Raw genomic sequence first — 20,304 nt, 5'->3', positions numbered from 1 at the left:
CGACGGACACTCCGTAGGAGACGGTAGCCCACCGTGTCCAGCGCGCGCAGCCCTGCCCGGGCGCGAGACCGCACACACCATGACTCATTGTGGACGGACCGGTCGCCGCCCGTCGAGCCCTTCCCACCTATCGACCGACGTGTTTGCGCTGTCGGATGACCGGATCGAGGCCGGTCATCCCGCTCACACCGGCTCGACCCAGGCGGTCTGGATCAGCTGCTGACCGTCCCGACGGCGGACCAGGGTGCCCCGGCCCGGCGGCTGCGGGCTCGGCCGCAGGGTGCCGAAGACCGCCCCCTCCTCGCGGTTGCCGGACATCAGCAGGCCCGGCGAGTCCAGCTCGCGCAGGCGTTGCAGCACCGGCTCGTAGAGGGCCCGGGCGATGCCACCGACCCGGCGGGTGATGATCAGGTGCAGGCCGATGTCGCGGGCCTGCGGCAGCAGCTCGTGCAGCGCGGTGAGCGGGTTGCTGCCGCCCGAGGCGACCAGGTCGTAGTCGTCGACCAGGATGTAGAGTTCCGGCCCCTTCCACCAGCTGCGGTCGCGCAGTTGCGCGGTGGTGACGTCCGGCCCGGGCAGCCGGTTCTGCAGGGCGCTGCGGATCGACCCGAGTCCCTGGCTGAACACCTGGTTGGACGGCGCGTAGTCGAGCAGGTGGTCGCCCTCGACCGCGCCGAGCAGACCCCGCCGGTAGTCGGCGATCACGATCCGCGCCTGCGCCGGGGTGTACCGCTCGGTGATGCCCCGGGCGATCAGCCGCAGCACGTTGGTCTTGCCGCACTCCGCGTCGCCGAAGACCGTGAGGTGCGGCTCGTTGGCCAGGTCGAGGTGGACGGGCGCGAGCGCCGACTCGTTGACGCCGATCGGCAGGCCGGGGGCCGACCGGTCCGCGACCCGGACCAGCTCGGTGAAGGGCAGCTTGCGCGGCAGCAGCCGCACCTTGGGGGCCGGGGCGCCGGGCCAGGCGTCCGCGACGTGCCGGGCCAGCTTGGCCGACGCCTCGGTCAGGTCCTCGATGTCCCGGCGGTTGTCGATCCGGGAGACCGCGGTGAGGAAGTGCAGCTTGTCCCGGGTGAGACCGCGCCCCGGCGCGCCGGTCGGCACGTTCGCCGCGGCCCGCCGGTCGATCTCCGACTCGTTGGCGTCGCCCAGGCGCAGCTCCAGCTTGGTGCCGAGCAGGTCCCGCATGTTGATCCGGATCTCCGCCCAGCGGACCGCGGTCAGCACCACGTGCACGCCGAAGCCCAGGCCACGGTTGGCCAGGTTGGTGATCGTCTGCTCCAGCTCCTCGTACTCCTGGCGCAGCGTGTTCCAACCGTCCACCACCAGGAAGACGTCGCCGAACGGGTCGTCGGCGAACTCGCCGGCCGCCCGACGCCGGCGGTAGCTGGCGACCGAGTCGATGCCGTGCTGGGCGAAGCGGGTCTCCCGGTCGTCCAGGACCGCCACCACCTCGGCCACCGTGCGGCGCACCGCCTCGGTGTCCCGGCGGCCGGCCACCCCGGCGACGTGCGGCAGTCCGTCCAGGCTGCGCAGCGCCCCACCGCCGAAGTCGAGGCAGAAGAACTGCGCCTCGCGCGGGGTGTGGGTGAGCGCCAGCGAGGCGATCATCGAGCGGAGCAGGGTGCTCTTGCCGCTGAGCGAGGCGCCCACGATGACCACGTTGCCGCCCGCTCCGGCCAACTCCACCATCATCGGGTCGCGCCGCTGCTCGTACGGGCGGTCGACCACCCCGACCGGGACGGTGAGCTGCCCCCGGCCCGGCCAGGTCGCGGTGCAGAGCCCGAAGGTCGAGTGGACGGCCAGCGGCGGCAGCAGCTCGGACAGGCTCGGCGGCTCGGACAGCGGCGGCAGCCACACCTGGTGGGCCGGAGTGCCCCGGCCCTTGAGCCGCTCGATGAGCACGTCCAGCATCGCCACGGCCTTGCCGTCGGCCGGCTTCTCCTCGGCCGGGGCCACCTCGACCGGCGCCTGCGGGACCTGCACCGGCACGAAGTTCACCCCGTACGGCACGATCCGGCGCTGCACCAGCGCCCGGGACGAGCGCTGGCCCTCCCCCGGCGCCCGGTACGGCCCGGACACGTACGCCGCCCGGAACCGCAGCATGGTGCTGGTGTCGGTCTTCAGATAGCCGTGGCCGGGCGCGTTCGGCAGCTCGTACGCGTCGGGCACGCCGAGCACGATCCGGCTCTCCACGGCCGAGAAGGTCCGCAGACCGATCCGGTACGACAGGTGCGTGTCGAGGCCACGCAGCTTGCCCTCCTCCAACCGCTGGGAGGCCAGCAGCAGGTGCACGCCGAGCGACCGGCCCAGCCGACCGATCATCACGAAGAGGTCGATGAAGTCCGGCTTGGCGGCGAGCAGCTCGCTGAACTCGTCGCAGATGATGAGCAGGCTCGGCATCGGGGCGAGCGGCTCACCGGCGGCCCGGGCCTTCTCGTAGTCGAACCGGGAGACGTAGTTGCCGGCATCCCGCAGCACCTCCTGCCGGCGGGTCATCTCACCGGCGAGCGCGTCCCGCATCCGGTCGACCAGCGGCAGCTCGTCGGCCAGGTTGGTGATCACGGCGCTGGTGTGCGGCAACGCCTCCAGCGACGCGAACGTCGCGCCACCCTTGAAGTCGACCAGGACGAAGTTGAGCTCCTCCGACGAGTGGGTCACCGCCAGCGCGCCGACGATCGTGCGCAGCAGCTCGCTCTTGCCGGAGCCGGTCGCGCCGATCACCAGGCCGTGCGGGCCCATGCCCTCGTGCGCGGACTCCTTGAAGTCCAGCTCGACGACGTTGCCGTCCGGCCCGACGCCGAGCGGGATGCGCAGCCGGTCGCGGTGGCTGCGCGGCCGCCAGGTCTGCTGCACGTCGACCGCCGCCGCGTCGCCGACGCCGAGCAGGTCGGGCAGCTCCATGCTGCGGGCCAGCGGCTCGTCCGAGGTGGTCTGCTGCTGGGAGAGCCGGTACGGCGCGATCTGCCGGGCCAGCCCCTCGGCGGCCTCGGCGCTGAGCCGGTCCGGCGTACCGAGCCGCGAGCTGGAGGCGCCCCGGACCAGCTCCAGCGAGCTGCCGTCACCCGCGTCCAGGCAGAGCAGCCAGCGGCCGGCGTCGCGCGGGATGGTGCCGGAGAGGTCGATGGTGGTGGCGCCGAGCAGGCCCGGCCCCATCAGCTGGCAGGTCGCCGACACCTCACCGCCGTCGATCACCACCACCACGTGGGGGGCGCTGGTCAGCGGCTTGGCCTCCGGGGTGAAGCGGGGCCGCCCGGCCAGCTCGGCGGCGAGCGACTCCTCGGCCTCGGCCAGGCTGGCGAAGACCAGCCGGCGGGCGCCCGCGGCGTCGGTCCGCGCGCTGTGGTGGACGTGCGGCAGCCACTTGACCCAGTCCCACACCTGCTGCCGGTCGGGCGCGGCGACCACCGCGAGGATCAGGTCGTCGGGGGCGTGGAAGGTGGCCAACTGGGCCAGCGCCGCCCGGGTCAGGTCCAGCACCGGCTCGCGGTCGCCGCGCAGCACGATCCGGCTGAACGCCCGCAGGGAGAGCGCGGTGGGCAGCTCGGGCACGCTGGAGTGGGCCCGGACGAACCGGCGCAGCGCGATCGCGCTCATCGGCTCCAGGTCCTCCACCGGCTTGGTCTCCGGCGGGACGATCTCCACGGCGAGGCGCTGCGGGCCGGTGGCGATCCGGGCCTCGCCGAAGTCGTCCTCGGTGATCCGCCGCTCCCACATCCGCCGGGACGCGGCGATCGACCAGAGCGCGTCCGGTTCCGGATGCCGCCAGGTCATCGCGGCCCGCTGCTGCTCGGCGGCGCGCCGGGTGCGCTTGCGCATCTGGGCCAGGTAGCGCATGTAGTCGCGCCGCTCCGCGTTCAGCTCGGCCTTGTCGTTGCCGCCGTTGCCGAGCGAGCCGATCGCCATGCCCAACATGGACACGCCGAAGAGGCCACCGGCGACGTACGTCATCATGCCGCCGCCCCGACCGGCGTAGAGGAACGCCATCGCGCCGACCCCACACACCATCGGCAGGATCATCAACAGCTGGCCCATGCCTCGGGGCGTCGGTTCGGGCAGCTCCGGAGGGGACTCCAGCAGCACCTCGCCGCGCGGCAGCGCGGGCCCCGGTTGACGCGGAAGCCGGCGGAACACCACCGTGCTCACGGCTGTCTCCTCCCCAGAAGCGGCCCTGATGCGGTTTCGCGACCGACCTGAGTCGTCGGGTGGGCATCGTACGTGCCCGCCATCGTAGGTAATCTCCCGTGGGCGTCGTGGACCCACGGGGGCGAGGCCGCCGGCCGAGGTGGATCTGAGAGAGCACGAGGAGGCCACAGTGGCGACGAAGTCGGCGACCGGCGGGTTGAGCCGGATCACCATCGTGGCACCCCGGACGAGGATGGATCTGGCACTGCCGTCCGACGTACCCCTGGCGGACCTGCTCCCCACCCTGCTGCGGTACGCCGGCGAGGACCTCGCCGACGAGGGCGTACGGCACGGTGGCTGGAGCCTGGCCCGGCTCGGCGGGCAGCCGCTCGACGGTGGCCGTACCGCCGCGCAGCTCGGGGTCCGCGACGGCGAGGTGCTCTACTTCAACCCGCGCGCGGCGGCGGCCCCGGAGATCGTCTTCGACGACGTGGTGGACGCGGTCGCGACGGCGACCAACCAGCGCCCGGGCACCTGGCAGGTCGGCACCACCCGCACGTTCTCGGTGCTGCTGGCGGCGGTGACGCTGGGGGTGGGCGCGGTCGTCACGCTGCTCGCCGGCCCGCCGCAGCTGCCCGGCGCGGTGGCCGCCCTGCTGATGGCGGTCGTGCTGGTGGTGGGCGCGGCGGTGCTGTCCCGGGCGGCCGGTGACAGCCGGACCGGCTCGGTGCTCGCCATGGCCGGCCTCGGCTACGCCGCGGTGGGTGGCCTGCTCGTGCTGGCCGGCGACCGGACGCTGACCGCGCTGGCGAGTCCGCACGTGCTGCTGGCCGGTACCGCCGTGGTGCTCTTCGCCGCGGTCGCCGCGCTGGCGGTCGGCGACCGGATGCCGCTGTTCTTCGGGGCCGTCGCGGTCGGCGCGGCGGTGGCCCTCGGTGCGCTGCTCTCGCTGGCCTTCGGCATCGGCGCGGCGGCCGCCGCCGCGATCGTCGCCACCGTCGCGTTCGCTACCCTGCCGGCGCTGCCGATGGCCGCCTACCGGTTGGCCCGGCTGCCCGTGCCGTCCATCCCCACCGGCCCGGACGACCTGAAGACCGACACCGAGACGGTCGACGGTCGCCGGGTGCTGCGGCTCAGCGAGCGCGCTGACGCGTTCCTCACCGGGCTGCTGTGGACGGTGTCGCTGCTCGTGCTGGGCAGCCAGGTGGTGCTGGCCGGCAACGGCCGACTGCCGGCGGTGCTGCTCTGCCTGGTGCTGGCGCTGCTGTCGCTGCTGCGGGCCCGGCCGTTCATCGGGCGCGCCCAGCGCACCCCGGTGCTCGTCACCGGCACCGCCGGGCTGGCGCTGACCGCGGCGGCCACCTTCGCCGGCGGCTCGCTGGTGACCCGGCTCGGGCTGGTCCTCGGCGGCCTGCTGCTGACCGCGGTGGTCAGCCTGATCTACGGCCTGAGCGTGGCGGGCAAGCGGATCTCGCCGGTCTGGGGCCGGACGCTGGACATCGTCGAGATCCTGCTGATCGTCTCGCTGGTGCCGCTGGCCTTCTGGGTGTGCGGGCTCTACGGCTGGATCGTCAATCTCCGACCCTGAACGTGCCGGCCGCGGTGGCGACCGGCGTGGTGGCGTAGACCCCGGGCCCGTGCTGGCCGTCGAGCGGCCGGGCCGGGATGCCGCACCGGCGGGCCATGTCGCGGACCACCTTGACCAGGGCCTCGACGTGGCCGTCCAGGGCGGCGACGCGCAGCAGGGGAGGCACCGGCCGGCCACCCGGCACCACCACCGCGGCCACGGTGTGCGACGGGGCCGAGGTGGAGGTGATCGCGTCCACCAGGGTGCCCAGCGACGCCTCGGGCCGCTTGCGCAGGGTCAGGCAGAGCTGCGTCCAGCCGCCGCCGCGCAGGCCCGTCCAGGTCTCCGCGGGCGCCGCCGGGGCGAGGTCGAGGCCCGCTGCGGAGACCACCGCCGCCCGTAGCTCGTCCCGGCCCAGCACGCGGTGGCTCAGCCCGGCCGCGTTCAGCGCCTTGCCCAACCGCCCGACGCCGGCCGCGACCGTGCGGTGCACGCCGCGCATCCCGCCGCCGCGGGTCACCGTCTCGGTGCGGGCGTCCGGCACCGACAGGCGCAGCGCCACCCAGACCGTCCGGTGGGCGGCCGGTGGCGCGCCCGGCGCCGGGTACCAGACCAGGGTGTGCGAGACGACCTGGGTGAGGGTGACCGGGCCGGCGAAGTCGGTGAGCACCTGGAGGGCACGGTCCACCACGGACGCCTCGATCGAACCGGCCGGCGCGCCGGGCCGCCCGGTCAGCGCCACGGCGGCGAACCAGCCGCGCCCGTCCTGGCCGATGCCGAGCCGGGTACCCCGCTCGGTGAGTTCGATCACGTTGAGTTCGGGGGTGAGCGCCGCCAGCCGGGGGTCGACCACGGCGCCCTGGGCGACCGCCGCCCGGGCCTGCTCGCGGCGGCGCCCCAACCGGCGGCGCAGCAGCAGGTCCTCGTACCACCAGCGGCCGCCGCGCCGGGCGAATGACGCCACCGTCGCGAACAGGGCCAGGCCACCGACCACCCCGACCACCCAGCCGGGCCCGCCCAGCGCGGCCCAGACGGCGAGCGCGCAGAGTTCCAGCACGACGAGCTGACCGACGGCGACCGGCCCGATCCGGCCGCGCCCGCGCCGGTCGGCCGGCACCACCGGCCGGTCGGCCGCGGCGTCGGGGGCGGCGGGGGTACGACCGGGTGGCGCCTGGAGCTGCGTCATCGGTGAGCGTCCCTTCTGGACATCATGGGCATCCGGCGGGGCGGTGCGGTGCCGGAGGACGGGCGGGGGTCCCGATGACCCACCCGTGGCCCCTTATCGTAGGGAAGCCCGCGGCGGAGTTCGGACCTGATCGTCGCGGACCCACCCCCGCCGGAGGTCAAACATGCGGACCCGCCGCGATCAGGTGCAGGCGTACCGCTTCGTCACCCGCCGCATCGTCTCCGCGCTGCTCTCCGGCGACCCCGAGACCACCAACCTGCCGATGCGGCGACTGGGCATGGCCGTGATCGGCAGCGTGCTCACCGCCGCGATCGTGCTCGGCGGGGCCGGCGCGTACGGCCAGTTCACCGGGAACACCGCGCCGCTGGAGGCGAACACGCTGGTCATCGAGCGGGAGACCGGCGCGACGTACGTCTTCGCCGACGGGGTGCTGCACCCGACGTTGAACTACGCCTCGGCGCGGCTGATCCTCAACGAGGCCGATCCGCCGACCCGGACGATGTCGCGCGCGTCGATCGAGGACCGGCCCCGGGGTCGTACCGTCGGCATCGTCGGCGCCCCCGACGCGTTGCCGGACCGCAAGTCGCTGGTCGGCCTCCCCTGGTCGGTCTGCGACGTGCCCGACCCCGGCGACTCCCGCCGGTCGACTACCCGGGTGGTGATCGACCGGCCGTTGACCGGCGGCACGCCGCTGGCGGACCGGGCGGTGCTGGTCCGGGGTGACGGGCAGCGCTTCCTGCTCACCGGCGGCTCCCGGCTCCAGATCGTCGGCGGGGACCCGGCGCTGGCCGCGCTGCGGATGGCCAACGCCACCGCGCTCGACGTCGGCGCGCAGCTGCTCAACGCGGTCCCGGCCGGACCGGCGCTGCGGGAGCTGAGCATCGACGGCGACGGCACGCCGAGCAGCCGGTCGGTCGGGGGCCGCCCGGCCCGGATCGGCCAGGTGTTCCGGGCCGCCGGCGAGCACTACGTGCTGACCCGCGACGGCCTGGTCTCCATCGGCGAGGTGAGCGCCCTGCTGCTGCAGAGCGACGGCGGTCAGGTCACCGACATCAGCCCGGACCAGGTGGGCGAGCTGGCCGACCGGCGGGTGGAGCCCGACGGCATGCCGCAGGCGCTGCCCGCGCTGCATCCGGTCCGCCCGGGGCAGACGGTGGTCTGCGCCAGCTACCGGTCCGGTCCGGCCGGCGGTCTGCCGACCACCACCCTGGAGGTCTTCGACCGGACGCCGCCCGAGCTGGCCGGCGCGGACGGCGCGACGGCGGTGCGGCAGGGCTCCCGCGACGCCGTCGAGACGGCCGAGGAGGTGCTGCTGCCGGGCGGCAAGGGCGTGCTGGTCCAGGCCGCCCCGGGCGCCGGCGAGGGCACCGAGGCGGCGGCCGGGGCGACGGTCTACCTGATCAGCCCGCAGGGGGTGCGGTACCCGCTGGGGAAGCGCTCCGGCGACGCGGCCACCGCGCTCGGGTACGGCGGGGTGAAGCCCCTGGTCGTGCCGGCATCGCTGCTCTCGCTGATCCCGACCGGCCCGACCCTGGAGCGGCGGGACGCGCTGTCCTACTTCGCCCCCGGCGACGGCCCCGGCACCCCGTCAGCGCAGCCGAAGGCGGCCACCGGAGCGCCGGCGCAGGGCGGTTGAGGGGTGCCGACGGCCGATCCACGGGTCGCCCCGGCTGGCGCCGGTCGACTAACCTGGGCGTGGCCGACGTATCGACTATGGACAACGGGGATGCTGCCATGACCGGGCGTACGACAGTCGACGTGCTGTCCCTGGAGGACTTTCACCAGCGTTTGGCGGACCGGCTCGCCCAGGCGGAGGCGGCGCTGAAGAAGCTCAACACCGAGCTCCAGTGCACCCCGCCCGCGCTCGGCACGTTCACCGATGCCAGCAGCAACGCCCGCCGCTACAGCGAGATCCAGGCGAGTTATGCCGAGCAGGTCGCCCGGCTGCGCCGCGCCGTCGAGGCGTCCCGGACGGCGACCCACACGATCATGACGAACTACCGCACCACCGAGGCGCGCAACGCGGCGAACGCCGCCGACATCGAGGCCGCGCTCAACGGGGTGGACGAGGCGCTCAAGGAGCGGGGGGACCGTCGTGTCTGAGTACACCCAGCGCTATCAGCATGTCAGCCACCGCGAGCTGTACGACGCGGTGCACGCCGGCGACCCGCAGCAGATCGACAACCTGGCCAGCCAGTGGAGTTCCCTGCGGGACACGCTCGACAACCTCGCCCGGGATCTCGGCGCCGACCTGGACAAGTTGGCCCCGGCCTGGACGGGCGACGCCGCGCGGGAGTTCCACGACCGCCTCTCCCTGGTCGTGCGCTACTCGTCCGACCTGGCCGAGGGCACGGCCGAGGTGCGGCAGGCGCTCTCCCTGATGGCCGGCCAGCTGCGCACCGCCCAGCGCAACGCGGAAAGCCCGGAGGCCACCGACGACCACGACAAGGCGGTGGACGGGGCGACCAAGGGCCTGATCCTCGGCGTGCCAGGCATGATCGTCGGCGGCATCCTGGGCCACCAGCAGGACAAGGCCGAGCAGGAGAAGGCCCACCAGCGGATGGTGCAGGTGGTGGCCGACCTGGCCACGGGCTACGAGGCCGCCTCGTACGGCCGGGTCGTCGACCCGCCGGCCCCGCCGCCGCGACTGCCCGGTGAGGCCGACCGGAACGGCGCCACGACCAAGGCCGGCCCGTCGGTGGGCAGCCCGGCGTCCGCGCCCGGCACCGGGATCGCCGGTCCGGGCGGCAGCGCCACGGTGTCCACCCCCAGCAGCCCGGCGCACGGTCCGACGACCGGTTCCGGCGACACCGGCACGGGCGGCAACGGCACGGGTACGACGACCACGCCGGTCACCGGCGGTGGGCTCGTCGGCACCGGCACCTCGCTCGCGGGCGCCGAACCGCTCACCGGCGGCGCACTCGCCGGGGGCGCCGGCCTGGCCGGCGCGGGAGCGACGGGCGGCGCCTCGGGCGGCGGCTCGGGCATGGCGTTCGGCGCGGCCGCCGGCATCGCGGCCGGCGGGGTGCTCGGCACCGGCGCGCTGGCCTCCTCGGGCCGGCCATCCGCCCCGACGCCGGTCCGGCCGGCCACCGGCGCCACCGGCATGGAGAACCGGTCCGCCGCCGGCACCGGCCGGCTGGCCTCGGGCCAGCTGGGCAGCGCCAACGGCGGCGGCCGGCCCGGCACCAACCGGGCGGCCACGGCCGGCGGCGCCGGCCGCAACGGCGTGATCGGCGGGCGCGGGCAGCACGGCGAGGACGAGAGCGACGAGCGGTTGACCTGGCTCACCGAGGACGAGATGGTGTGGCACGACGGCGCCGACACCACCCCGCCGGTGCTCGGCGGCGACCGCTGACCTGACGCACGACGAGCGGCCCACCCGGGAGTTACCGGGTGGGCCGCTTCTCGTTCCGGGACATCTGGTCGGCAGAAGTCGCCCGGCCCCGCCGTGCTCAGCGGAAGCCAACGCGGCCCCACCGTCCCGACGAGTGGTGAGTCCACGTAGGACGAGTGGTTCGGGTCACGCCGATGAACGCTGTTGGTCCGCTGCACCGGCCCCTGGGTGGCGATAGGTTGGAGAGGTGCTGCCCGTAGCGTCCACCCGCCCCTTTCGGCGGGCGACGCTGCGCGACCTGACCCGGCTGGCGCTGACCGCCCTGGTGCTCGCGGTCGGTCTCGGCGGCGTCCTCGCCCCGACGACCGGCCCGGCCGCCGCCGCGCCGACCCGGCCCGCCGTGTCGGCCGCCCGGGTGGCCGAGTCGCCGGCCACCGCCCGGCCGACCGACGAACAGCCCGCCGACTCCTCCGCCCGGCCGATCCCGGCCCGGCGTGACGCCGCCTCGCCCGACCGGCCGCTCGCGGCGCCGGCGACGACGACGGACCCGGTCCGGGACGCCACCGGCCGGCGCGGCCCGCCCCGGCGCTGAGCCACGCGGCGCCCGCCCGGCGCCGGACCACCGCCGCGCCACCCGCCGCGCCGCGCGGTCCGCCCCGGGTACGCCCGCCGCTCCGCTCGCCCGGCCGCCCGTCCACATCGATCCCCGCCGTGAGGTGCTGGTGATGCAGACCGTCTTCTCCTCCGTCCTGCCCGACGTCCCCGCCGCCGCCGTGATCTGGCTGGTACTGCTCGCCGTCGCGGCCGTCGCCTTCGGCGCGCTGGTCGCCCGTCCGGGTTGGCTGCGCTCCGCCGTCGCCGGCCGGATCCGGCAGGCCGCGCTGCCCAGCACCATGGAGCTGGCCGAGGAGGAACGGGAACGCACCCGGTACGCCGGCGAGGTGGCGGTCGCCGCCGAGCGCGCGTCGGCCACCGCCGGGCGGCGGCGCGCCGAGTGGCTGGCCGCCCAGGACGAGGTCGAGGCGGCCTGGGCGGCGTACGAGGCGGCCGAGGCGGATGTCCGCCGGCTGTCCGCCGCCGCCGCGATGCCACTGCCCGGCACGGTCCGCACCCCGGCCGAGTACGCCGACCGGGAGCGGTACCTGCACCGGGCCGCGCTGGACGCGTACTGGCGCAAGGAGCTCTCGGTGGAGCAGCTCAGCGACGTCTTCGCCCACCGCAACGGCTGGGACCCACGGCGGCACCCGGTCGAGCAGGAGCTGGTGCTGCGCCGCGCCATCCGGGACAACCTGGCCGCCCGGCACCGGGCCGCGTCGGAGCGGGAGCGGGCGGCGTGGCGGGCGGCCGAGCTGACCGTGGCGGGGGCGCGCAGCCTGCGCGAGGAGGCGTTCGCCGCGCTGGACCGCAGGCCGGAGGAGGTCGAGTCGGTGGTGCCGATGCCGGAGACCCGGCGGCCGGCGGCCGAGCCGGCCCGGGAGTCGGCGGGCGTGGCCCGGGGTCGGGCCGCCGTCGCCGCCTACTGACCGCGAGCCGGCTCGGCGGCAGTCAACCGCCGGGTCTCTCACCGCCGCGCTCGTCGGCGGTGGGTGCGGGGTTCGGCTAGCGTGACGGCATGTCCCGCGAGACGTTGGTCCTCGTCGTCATCGGCGGCATCCTGGCGCTGGCGACGTTGGTCGGCGCGGTGCTGCTGGCGATCCGGGTGGTCCGCACCCGCCGGCTGCTCGGCACGCTCGGCGTCGGGGGCAAGGTGGCCTTCTACGGCGCGCTGATCTACACGATCCTCCCGGTGGACGTGCTGCCCGACCCGATCTACCTGGACGACATGGGGATCCTCGCCGGGGCGCTGATCTACCTGACCCGGTTGGCCCACCAGCGCCGGGCGCAGGCCCGCCGGCTGCCCGGCCAGCCGGACACTCCCCCTGGTCAGGACCGGGTACGCCGTCCCGTGCCATGATCGTGCGGGCCGGCCGAGCACCGGGGGAGGAAGGGGACGGACATGGCCGGCGACCATCGGTTGGACCCGCACGACGAGCGGGTCGTCGCGTTCTGCCGGGAGCGGCACCTCGCCACGCTGACCACCCTGCGCGCCGACGGCACCCCGCACGTGGTGCCGGTGGGGGTCACGTTCGACCCGGACGCCGGGCTGGCCCGGGTGATCACCTCCGGCGGCTCCGCCAAGGCCCGGCACGTCGCCGCCGCCGGCCCCGAGGGCACGCCCGTCGCGGTGTGCCACCTCGACGGGCGGTGGTGGCTGACCATCGAGGGCCGGGCGACCCTCCGCACCGACCCGGCGTCGGTGGCCGAGGCCGAGCGCCGGTACGCCGAGCGCTACCGCCAGCCCCGTCCCAACCCCGAACGCGTCGTCATCGAGATCGCCGTCACCCGCCTCCTCGGCAGCCTCCCCCCACCCACCTGACCCCCCCGCCCCCGCCCTCCTCGGTCCGCACTTTCACGGAAGGAGTGGCTGTTCCGCGCTGAATAGCCACTCGTTCCGTGAAAGTGCGCCAGTCTTGGGCGGTGTGAGGTCTCGGCCCGGTTGTCGGGTTTGCGGGTGGGCGGGGGTGAGGGGGGCCACCGGGGAGGCGGAATCAGGGGGTGGGGCGGGTCGTTGGATTGTCCGTACGACCGCGCCGGAATGGGTCCGGGCTGGCGGTCGTTGCGTTGCTGGTGAGCGCGGGCCGAGTGGTCCGCGTCCCCTGATGATCCGAGCGCCTTTCCCGGTGCTTGCGTCCGGGTCTCCACGACCGGGCGGCAAACCCCCCGAATGGAGCTTCGACCATGAAGACGATTTTCCGTAACGGCATGCTCTCCGTCGCCGGCCTGGTCATGACCGGTGGCGCCATTGTCGGCCCCGCCGTGGCCGCGCAGGCCGCGCCGGTCGAGAAGGCGTCCGCGTCCGTCGTGTCCGAGAAGGGCAAGGGCAAGGGCAAGGGCGAGCGCCGCGCCGGCTACGAGTACCAGGCGCAGCCGAACTTCTTCTACTGCGGCCCGGCGTCGACCCGGATGGCGCTGTCGGCCGACGGCAAGGCGGTCAGCCAGGACGAGTTGGCCGAGAAGCTCGGCACCACCGAGAACGGCACGGACTCGGCCATCGACGTCACCCGGGTGCTCAACGAGTACACCGGCGGCCGGTACAAGACCACCGAGATCAGCGACGAGGTCGCGTCCAAGGAGCAGATCGAGCGGCTCCGGGCCGACGTCAAGGCGGCGGTGGACGCCGGTGACCCGGTGGTGGCCAACATCCTCGGCGGTGCGGTCGACGTCGACGGCGTCGAGCACTACTACCCCGGTCACTACCTGACGGTGGTGGAGTACAAGGACGACGGCAACACCGTCAAGATCGCCGACCCGGCCGCGCCGGACGTCCAGGAGTACTGGATGGACGTGGCCGAGCTGGCCAACTGGATCGCGGGCCGCGGCTACAGCTCCTGATCCCGACCTGATCGATTGAGGGCCGGCCTCCCCGACAGGGGAGGCCGGCCCTCGTCGCTGTTCCGCGGCGGGGCCGAGGCCCGCGCCGACAGGCCCCACGATGCCGGCGCCACAACGGCCATCCCGGCCCGTCCGGCCGGCGGCGGCGACCCGGCCCCGTCGGATCGCGCCGGAGGGGATTCGGTCGGCCACGGACGGGTACCTGCCCCCCATCCGACCGTCCGCAACCGGTAAGGGGCACCAGATGAGCCATCACGAGAAGAGCCACCAGGACGTCGTGGACGTGCTGATCTCCGACCACCGCGAGGTCGAGTCGATCTTCGTCGAGCTGGAGGGCCGCCGGGGCACGCCGGAGCACCGCCGTCAGCTGGCCGACGTGGTGATCGCCGAGCTGGTCCGGCACTCCGTCGCCGAGGAGGCGTACGTCTACCCGACCGCCCGCAAGGCACTGCCGGACGGCAAGCAGGTCGCCGAGCACGAGATCTCCGAGCACGCCGAGGCCGAGCGGACCATGAAGGAGCTGGAGTCCGTCGATCCGTCCGACCCGCGCTTCGACGAGCTGCTCGCCCACCTGACCGGCACGATCCGACACCACATCGAGGACGAGGAGGCCGACCTCTTCCCGCGCCTGCGGGCCGCGGTGGCGCGCGAGGAACTGGTCGAGCTCGCCGGCAAGGTGCAGGCCGCGAAGAAGTCGGCGCCGACCCGCCCGCACCCGGCCGCCCCGGACCACCCGCCGGCGAACAAGCTGCTCGCCCCCGGCGCCGGCCTGGTGGACCGGATGCGCGACGCGCTCAGCGGCCGGCCGACCTCGATGGCGGAACTGCGCGAGAAGCAGCACTGACCCGATCGTCTCGCGACGGCCACGCCCGACCGGGCCTGGCCGTCGCGTCGTTCAGGGGACGGCCGTCGGCGGGCGGGGATCGAGCGGGCGTTCGAAGAACGTCTCCAGCACGACGATGGTCCGGGTGCCGGTGACCCCCTCGACGCCGAACAGCCGGCGGAGGCTGGCCTGGAGCTGTTCCGGGGTGCCCACGCGGATCTTCACGAGCACGGAGGCGGGGCCGGCCACCACGTGCGCCTCCTCCACCTCGGGCAGGGCGGCCAGGGCCTCGTGGGTGGGCGAGTCCCCCATCCAGGCGTTCGCCTCGACCATCACGAAGGCCAGCACGCCCCGCCCCACCGCCGCCGGATCGACGTCCACCGTCGTACGCCGGATGACCCCCTGCTCCCGCAGCTTGCGGACCCGCTCGTGCGCCGCGCCGGTGGAGAGCCCGACCGTCGCGGCGAGCGCGGCGTACGACTGGGTGGCGTCCCGTTGCAGGGCCGCCAGCAACTCGCGGTCGGTGTCGTCCAACGAGCCTCCTCGAATCCTATCCGGCCGAATCATGGACTGACCGACTGTGGTTCGGCCATGTTAGCGTCATGCCGAACACGATCACAGGGGGTGGCAGACGGTGGACAGGTTCAGGACCCGGTTCGAGGTGTGCGACGAGCGGTTCCGGCGGGTCAACGGCGACGAGTGGGTCGAGTGCCTGTGGACCGGCGGGCGGTGGCTGGAGGGGCCGGCCTGGTTCCCCGCCGGGCGGTACCTGCTCTTCAGCGACATCCCCAACGACCGGGTGCTGCGCTGGGACGAGACCACCGGCGCGGTGGGCGTGTTCCGGCACAGCGCCGGGTACGCCAACGGGCACACCGTCGACCGGCGCGGCCGGCTGCTCAGCTGCGAGCAGGGCAACCGCCGGGTCACCCGCACCGAGCCGGACGGCTCCGACACCGTGCTGGCCGACCGGTGGCGCGGCAAGCGGCTGAACAGCCCGAACGACGTGGTCGAGCGCTCCGACGGGTCGATCTGGTTCACCGACCCGAGCTACGGCATCGACAGCGACTACGAGGGCAACCGGGGCGAGTCGGAGATCGGCGGCAACCACGTCTACCGCGTCGACCCGGACAGCGGCGAGGTGCGGCTGGTCGCCGACGACTTCGGGCAACCCAACGGCCTGGCCTTCAGCGCCGACGAGTCCACCCTGTACGTGGTCGACACCCGACACAAGCACCTGCGCCGCTTCGCCGTCCGCGACGACGGCACGCTCGCCGGGGGCGAGGTCTTCGCCACCTGTGACGCCGGCTCCTTCGACGGCGTACGCCTGGACGAGGCCGGCCGGGTCTGGGTGGCCGCGCACGACGGCCTGCACTGCTTCGACCCGGACGGCACCCTCCTCGGCAAGCTGCACATGCCGGAGGTGGTCGCCAACTTCACCTTCGCCGGCCCGAAGCGCAACCACCTCTACCTCTGCGCCTCCAGCTCGCTCTACACGCTGCGGGTCAACATCAGCGGCGTCCGCTACCCGGGCTGGTGACCGGTCGGCGTCCGGGTGGTCGATGCCGCCGGCCACCCGGGCGCGCCGCGCTCACGGCTCCGGCGCGATCCGGCTCCCCTCGGCGTCGGACACGATGATGGCCTCCATCGGGCACGACTCGGCGGCGTCCAGCACCTCATCCGCCGGGGCGATCCGCTCGGCCAGCGGGCGGGAGAGCCCGTCCACCAGCACGAAGTGGGCGGGCGCGGCTCCCGCGCAGATCCCCGATCCGATGCACCGGGTCGGGTCGACGAAGACCCGCCAGCGCGCGGCGTCGCCCGCCGCGCTCCCGGCGCTCACCGGCGCCACCGACCGGTCACCACCGCCGGACCCCGCACCGGGCTCACCAGGACACCGGCATCGCGGTCAGACCCCGGACCAGCAGGCCGCTCTTCCACGTCAGCTCCGACTCCGGCACCGCGAGCCGCAGACCGGGGGTACGCCGCAGCAGGGTCTCCAGCACCACCTGGAGTTCCATCCGCGCCAGTTGCGCGCCGACGCAGTGGTGCACGCCGTGGCCGAACCCGACGTGCGGATTGACCTCCCGGCCCAGGTCCAGCCGGTCAGGGTCGGCGAAGACCCGCTCGTCCCGGTTGGCCGAGTGGATCGACACGACCACCGGCTCGCCGGCCCGGACCAGCTCGCCGCCGAGTTCGACGTCCTCGAGGGCGTACCGGGGGAAGGCGGCGGTCGCGCCGAGCGGGATGAAGCGCATCAGCTCCTCGACCGCCGTCGGCACCAGGGCCGGGTCGGCCCGTAGCCGCTCCCAGCCGTCCGGCTCGGTCAGCAGGACGTACACCATGTTGGGGATCTGGGTCACGGTGGTCTCGTGGCCGGCGGCGAGCAGGCCGGCGGCCAGCCGGACGACCTCCTCCTCGCTGAGCCGGTCGGCGTGCTCGTCCCGGGCCCGGACCATCGCGCCGATCAGGTCGTCCGTCGGCTCGGCGCGCCGCTGGGCGATCAGCCCGGCCATGTACCCCAGCAGCTGCTCGACGTAGCTCGCGGCCACCTCGGGCGGCAGCGAGGTGGTCGACACGACCGCCTCCGACCAGGTGTGGAAGCGGTCCTGGTCGGTGACCGGCACCCCGAGCAGGTCGCAGATCACCCGGATCGGCAGCGGGGTGGCCAGGTCGGCGACGAGGTCGGCCGGCGGCCCGGCGGCGACCATGACCTCGACCAGTTCCCCGGCGACCGACCGGGTACGCGGGCGCAGCTCCTCCACCCGGCGGGCGGTGAACGCCTTCGCCACCAGCCGGCGCAGCCGGGTGTGCTCCGGCGGGTCCATCTGGAGGATGCCCGTGTCGGTCTGTCGTGGACTGTTCCGGGGCTCGTCACGGCCCACCGAGGCGGCTCGGCTGAACCGGGGGTCACCGAGCACGACCCGGACGTCGGCGTGCCGGGTGGCCAGCCAGGCGGGCTCGCCGAACGGCATCCGGATCCGGGTCAACGGCTGCTCCTGACGCAGCCGGGCGTAGCGGGGGTCGATGTCGAGCCGGTGGGGGTCGCTGAACGGGTAGGGCTGCGGGATGGTCGGCTGGGCAGTCTCGGTCACCGGGGGTGGCTCCCTCTGGGTCCGCGGCCCGCCGTGCCGGGCGGGGCCGTCGCTCCGCACGACTCCACAGTGAGTCATGCCACGACTGCGGATCGTAGCGAGCCCGGTCGATGCTGACCAGACCGTGCCCGTCCCCGGACACGCCGCTGCCGGACCACCCGAGGGCGGTCCGGCAGCGGAAGCGCGAGGTCAGCGGCCCTGGTCGCCCTCACCCGTGCGCGCCTGCGCCATGTCGACGGCCTTGTCGGTCTGCTCGTCGTACTTGCCGCCGGTGCGCTGGTCGGCGGCTTCGCCGGCCTTGTCCAGGCCCTGGTCGACCTGCTTGTCGTGCTTGTCGGCCATGTCCTTGGCCTTGTCCATGAAGTCACTCACCACGGTCCTCCTCGCTCGGTACCTGCTGCGTTCCCTCCGGTCCCGGCCGCAAACACCCCGGCCCCGGTCGTACGCCCACGTCTCGGCGGCAGTGGCGCAGGCGAACGTCCCTCGGCGGCCATGCCCGGCGGCGCCTGCCCGGCCGCGCGGCCGGGACTGTCCAGAGCGGAACCACCTGCCCGGGACGGCGTTGATCCACCGACGGGTGTCGGAGCAGGGCCGTACGGGTATCGATCCCGCCGAGACCGAGGAGGATCGACGTGGACGAGGACGGTGCCGGGCGTACGCCCGAGGTGACGGCGGCAGGCGCCCGGCCGGCGCCACGGCAGGCCTGGGCGGCGCTGCCCTGGCTGGTCCGCACGGCGGTGGTGTGGAGCGCCTGCCTGGTGGTCGTGGTGTTCGCGCTCTACCTGCTGGGTCGGGTGGCGGTGCTGCTGGCGCCGCTGGCGATCGCCGTGGCGGTCACGCTCTTCCTCACCGCGCTGCTCGATCCGGTGCTGCTGCGCCTGCGCCGGCTGCGAGTCCCGCCCGCGCTGGCGGCGCTGCTGTCGCTCCTGCTGCTGCTGGGCATCCTGGTCGGGGTCGGCGTGCTGGTGTGGAACCTGACCGCCGCCCAGTTCAGCGAGCTGAGCAAGGAACTCGGCGAGGGCGTCCAGCGCAGCCGGGACTTCGTCACCTCCACCCTGCCGGTCAGCGACGCGCAGCTGGACAAGCTGATCCAGCAGGTGCGCTCCGGCATGGGCGGGGGCTTCGACCTGGTGGGCGGGGCCCGGACGGCAGCCGAGGTCGTCGGTTCCGCCCTGCTCGCCCTGGTGCTGCTCTTCTTCCTGCTCAAGGACGGCCGGACGATGTGGCAGTGGGTGCTGCGCCGGACGACCGGCCCGAACCGCGAGCTGACCGCCGAGGCCGGCCGGGCCGGCTGGCAGACCCTTGGCGCGTACAGCCGGGGGACGATGATCATCGCGGCGATCGACGCGATCGGCATCGGGCTGTCCCTGGTGCTGCTGCGGGTGCCGCTCGCCCTGCCGCTGGCGCTGATCACCTTCCTCGGCGGCTTCGTGCCGATCATCGGCGCCACGGTCGCCGGTACGGTCGCCGTCCTGGTGGCGCTCGCCGCCAAGGGCCCGACGACGGCGCTGCTGGTGCTGCTCGCGGTGATCGCCGTGCAGCAGATCGAGGGCAACCTGCTGGAACCGCTGATCATGAAGCGGCAGGTGCAGCTGCACCCGGCGGTGATCCTGGTGGTGGTCACCGCGGGCACGCTGATCGCCGGGGTCGCCGGCGCCTTCGTCTCGGTGCCGATCGCCGCCGTCGCCTACCGGGTGATCGACACCGTCCAGCGCCACCGCGAACGCATCGCCACCACCCGCCCCTCCCCACCCCCCAACCACGCCTGACCCGCCCACCCCGCCCACCCCGCCCGGCCTCGGCCCGGCACAGGCACACGCGGCACGGCCACGGCACGGACACACGGGCACGGCACGCGCACAGACACGGCAGGCACCTTCACGGAAAGAGTGGCTATCGCGCGCCGAATAGCCACGCTTTCCGTGAAAGTGCGCTCTCGCGGAGCGGGCCGCGCTTGCGGAGTCGGCCCCGCTCGCGGAGTGGGCCGCACTCGCGGAGCGGGCCGCGCTCGCGGGGCGGGGTGGGTGGGTGGGAGGGTCAGGCGGGGACGCGGAGGTGGGCGGCGAACCAGTCGGCCGCGTCGGCCGCCACCTGCTCCAGCGCACCGGGCTCCTCGAAGAGGTGGGTGGCGCCGGGCACGATCCGCAGCTCGTGCGGCGCGGTGAGCGCCGCGGCGGCCTGCTCGTTGAGCGTGATCACCTGCTCGTCCAGGCCACCGACCAGCATCAGCGTCGGCGCGCGTACCCCGGTGAGCGCGGGGCCCGCCAGGTCCGGCCGTCCGCCCCGGGAGACCACCGCCGCCACCCGGTCCGGCCGTCCCGCCGCGGCGACCAACGCCGCCGCCGCACCGGTGCTCGCCCCGAACAGGCCCACCGGCAGCCGGCCCAGCGTGGGCTCGGTGCCCAGCCAGTCGACGATGCCGGCGAGCCGGTCGGCGAGCAGGCCGATGTCGAAGCGCAGCTCGGCCGTGACGGCGTCGACCGCGTCCTCCTCCGGGGTGAGCAGGTCGACCAGCACGGTGGCGGCGCCCCGACTCCGGAGCACCCCGGCCACCGCCGTGTTACGCGGGCTGTGCCGCGAGCTGCCGCTGCCGTGGGCGAAGAGCACCACGCCGTTCGCGCCCTCCGGGACGGCCACGTCGGCCGGGAGCCCGACGCCGGCCACCGGGATGGTCACCTCGTTGCTTCCTGTCCGCATCTGCACCCCTCCGTACCGTCGGATTCGCACCGGCCCGGCGGTCATACC

At 74.5% G+C, this 20,304-nt stretch carries 19 protein-coding genes; 12 read left to right on the top strand and 7 right to left on the bottom strand.

Annotated features, from left to right (window positions below):
* Positions 1-183: 183 nt before the first annotated feature.
* Positions 184-4,146, bottom strand: coding sequence for a type VII secretion protein EccCa (eccCa, locus tag ACTMTB_RS27105; protein WP_441149026.1), 3,963 nt, complete (start codon positions 4,144-4,146; stop codon positions 184-186).
* Between the two features lie 169 nt (positions 4,147-4,315).
* Here eccCa and eccD point away from each other — a divergent pair, with 169 nt between their 5' ends.
* Positions 4,316-5,713, top strand: coding sequence for a type VII secretion integral membrane protein EccD (eccD, locus tag ACTMTB_RS27100; RefSeq protein WP_441149025.1), 1,398 nt, complete (start codon positions 4,316-4,318; stop codon positions 5,711-5,713).
* On the opposite strand, the gene ACTMTB_RS27095 is transcribed toward eccD, so the two are convergent.
* Positions 5,697-6,878 (bottom strand): type VII secretion protein EccE, encoded by a 1,182-nt coding sequence (locus ACTMTB_RS27095; protein WP_441149024.1) that lies wholly within the window; start codon positions 6,876-6,878, stop codon positions 5,697-5,699. The genes eccD and ACTMTB_RS27095 overlap by 17 nt on opposite strands.
* Positions 6,879-7,041: 163 nt before the next feature.
* Between ACTMTB_RS27095 and eccB the strand changes: the two genes are divergently transcribed.
* From eccB to ACTMTB_RS27050, 9 genes are all read left to right on the top strand, one after another.
* A complete protein-coding gene (gene eccB, locus ACTMTB_RS27090) occupies positions 7,042-8,514 on the top strand; it encodes a type VII secretion protein EccB (RefSeq protein ID WP_441149023.1) in 1,473 nt (490 codons plus the stop codon).
* A gap of 98 nt (positions 8,515-8,612) precedes the next feature.
* Positions 8,613-8,981, top strand: coding sequence for a hypothetical protein (locus ACTMTB_RS27085; RefSeq protein WP_210774881.1), 369 nt, complete (start codon positions 8,613-8,615; stop codon positions 8,979-8,981).
* Entirely contained in the window at positions 8,974-10,236 is a 1,263-nt protein-coding gene (locus tag ACTMTB_RS27080; RefSeq protein ID WP_441149022.1) for a WXG100 family type VII secretion target, read from the top strand. The genes ACTMTB_RS27085 and ACTMTB_RS27080 overlap by 8 nt, the downstream gene beginning before the upstream one ends.
* A gap of 226 nt (positions 10,237-10,462) precedes the next feature.
* Positions 10,463-10,807, top strand: coding sequence for a hypothetical protein (locus ACTMTB_RS27075; protein ID WP_441149021.1), 345 nt, complete (start codon positions 10,463-10,465; stop codon positions 10,805-10,807).
* Positions 10,808-10,940: 133 nt separating this feature from the next.
* Positions 10,941-11,738: a hypothetical protein gene (locus ACTMTB_RS27070; protein ID WP_441149020.1), complete on the top strand. Its 798-nt coding sequence runs from the start codon at positions 10,941-10,943 to the stop codon at positions 11,736-11,738.
* An 89-nt stretch (positions 11,739-11,827) separates the two neighbouring features.
* The gene (locus tag ACTMTB_RS27065) at positions 11,828-12,169 is read left to right on the top strand and encodes a YkvA family protein (protein WP_154940009.1); all 342 of its coding nucleotides are present in this window, start codon (positions 11,828-11,830) and stop codon (positions 12,167-12,169) included.
* Between the two features lie 42 nt (positions 12,170-12,211).
* Complete coding sequence (locus ACTMTB_RS27060; protein ID WP_154940011.1) at positions 12,212-12,631, top strand: pyridoxamine 5'-phosphate oxidase family protein; 420 nt, start codon at positions 12,212-12,214, stop codon at positions 12,629-12,631.
* A 362-nt stretch (positions 12,632-12,993) separates the two neighbouring features.
* A complete protein-coding gene (locus ACTMTB_RS27055; RefSeq protein WP_441149019.1) occupies positions 12,994-13,647 on the top strand; it encodes a C39 family peptidase in 654 nt (217 codons plus the stop codon).
* A 244-nt stretch (positions 13,648-13,891) separates the two neighbouring features.
* Positions 13,892-14,491, top strand: a complete 600-nt coding sequence (locus ACTMTB_RS27050; RefSeq protein ID WP_441149018.1) for a hemerythrin domain-containing protein — start codon at positions 13,892-13,894, stop codon at positions 14,489-14,491.
* A 51-nt stretch (positions 14,492-14,542) separates the two neighbouring features.
* Here ACTMTB_RS27050 and ACTMTB_RS27045 read toward each other — a convergent pair whose 3' ends face one another.
* Positions 14,543-15,004 (bottom strand): Lrp/AsnC family transcriptional regulator, encoded by a 462-nt coding sequence (locus ACTMTB_RS27045; RefSeq protein WP_441149017.1) that lies wholly within the window; start codon positions 15,002-15,004, stop codon positions 14,543-14,545.
* A gap of 100 nt (positions 15,005-15,104) precedes the next feature.
* On the opposite strand from ACTMTB_RS27045, the gene ACTMTB_RS27040 reads away from it, so the two are divergent.
* Positions 15,105-16,007: an SMP-30/gluconolactonase/LRE family protein gene (locus tag ACTMTB_RS27040; protein WP_441149016.1), complete on the top strand. Its 903-nt coding sequence runs from the start codon at positions 15,105-15,107 to the stop codon at positions 16,005-16,007.
* A 51-nt stretch (positions 16,008-16,058) separates the two neighbouring features.
* On the opposite strand, the gene ACTMTB_RS27035 is transcribed toward ACTMTB_RS27040, so the two are convergent.
* The 3 genes from ACTMTB_RS27035 to ACTMTB_RS27025 all read right to left on the bottom strand — a co-directional run bounded on the left by ACTMTB_RS27035 (position 16,059) and on the right by ACTMTB_RS27025 (position 17,931).
* Entirely contained in the window at positions 16,059-16,307 is a 249-nt protein-coding gene (locus tag ACTMTB_RS27035) for a ferredoxin (RefSeq protein WP_441149015.1), read from the bottom strand.
* 43 nt (positions 16,308-16,350) lie between these two features.
* Positions 16,351-17,559 carry a cytochrome P450 gene (locus ACTMTB_RS27030; RefSeq protein WP_441149014.1) on the bottom strand — a complete coding sequence of 403 codons (1,209 nt, stop codon included), beginning with the start codon at positions 17,557-17,559 and terminating at the stop codon, positions 16,351-16,353.
* A 189-nt stretch (positions 17,560-17,748) separates the two neighbouring features.
* Positions 17,749-17,931 (bottom strand): antitoxin, encoded by a 183-nt coding sequence (locus ACTMTB_RS27025; protein WP_210777169.1) that lies wholly within the window; start codon positions 17,929-17,931, stop codon positions 17,749-17,751.
* A gap of 260 nt (positions 17,932-18,191) precedes the next feature.
* On the opposite strand from ACTMTB_RS27025, the gene ACTMTB_RS27020 reads away from it, so the two are divergent.
* On the top strand, positions 18,192-19,328 hold the full coding sequence (locus ACTMTB_RS27020; protein WP_441149013.1) for an AI-2E family transporter: 1,137 nt from the start codon (positions 18,192-18,194) through the stop codon (positions 19,326-19,328).
* Positions 19,329-19,596: 268 nt separating this feature from the next.
* Here the strand turns inward: ACTMTB_RS27020 and ACTMTB_RS27015 are convergent, their stop codons facing one another.
* Positions 19,597-20,256: a dienelactone hydrolase family protein gene (locus ACTMTB_RS27015; RefSeq protein ID WP_441149012.1), complete on the bottom strand. Its 660-nt coding sequence runs from the start codon at positions 20,254-20,256 to the stop codon at positions 19,597-19,599.
* Positions 20,257-20,304 lie beyond the last annotated feature (48 nt).

This window comes from Micromonospora sp. L32 (assembly GCF_052068055.1).
Classification (GTDB): Bacteria; Actinomycetota; Actinomycetes; order Mycobacteriales; family Micromonosporaceae; genus Micromonospora; species Micromonospora purpureochromogenes.
The sequence above is the reverse complement of the archived record's forward strand: the minus strand, read 5'-3'. Positions and strand labels throughout refer to the sequence as shown.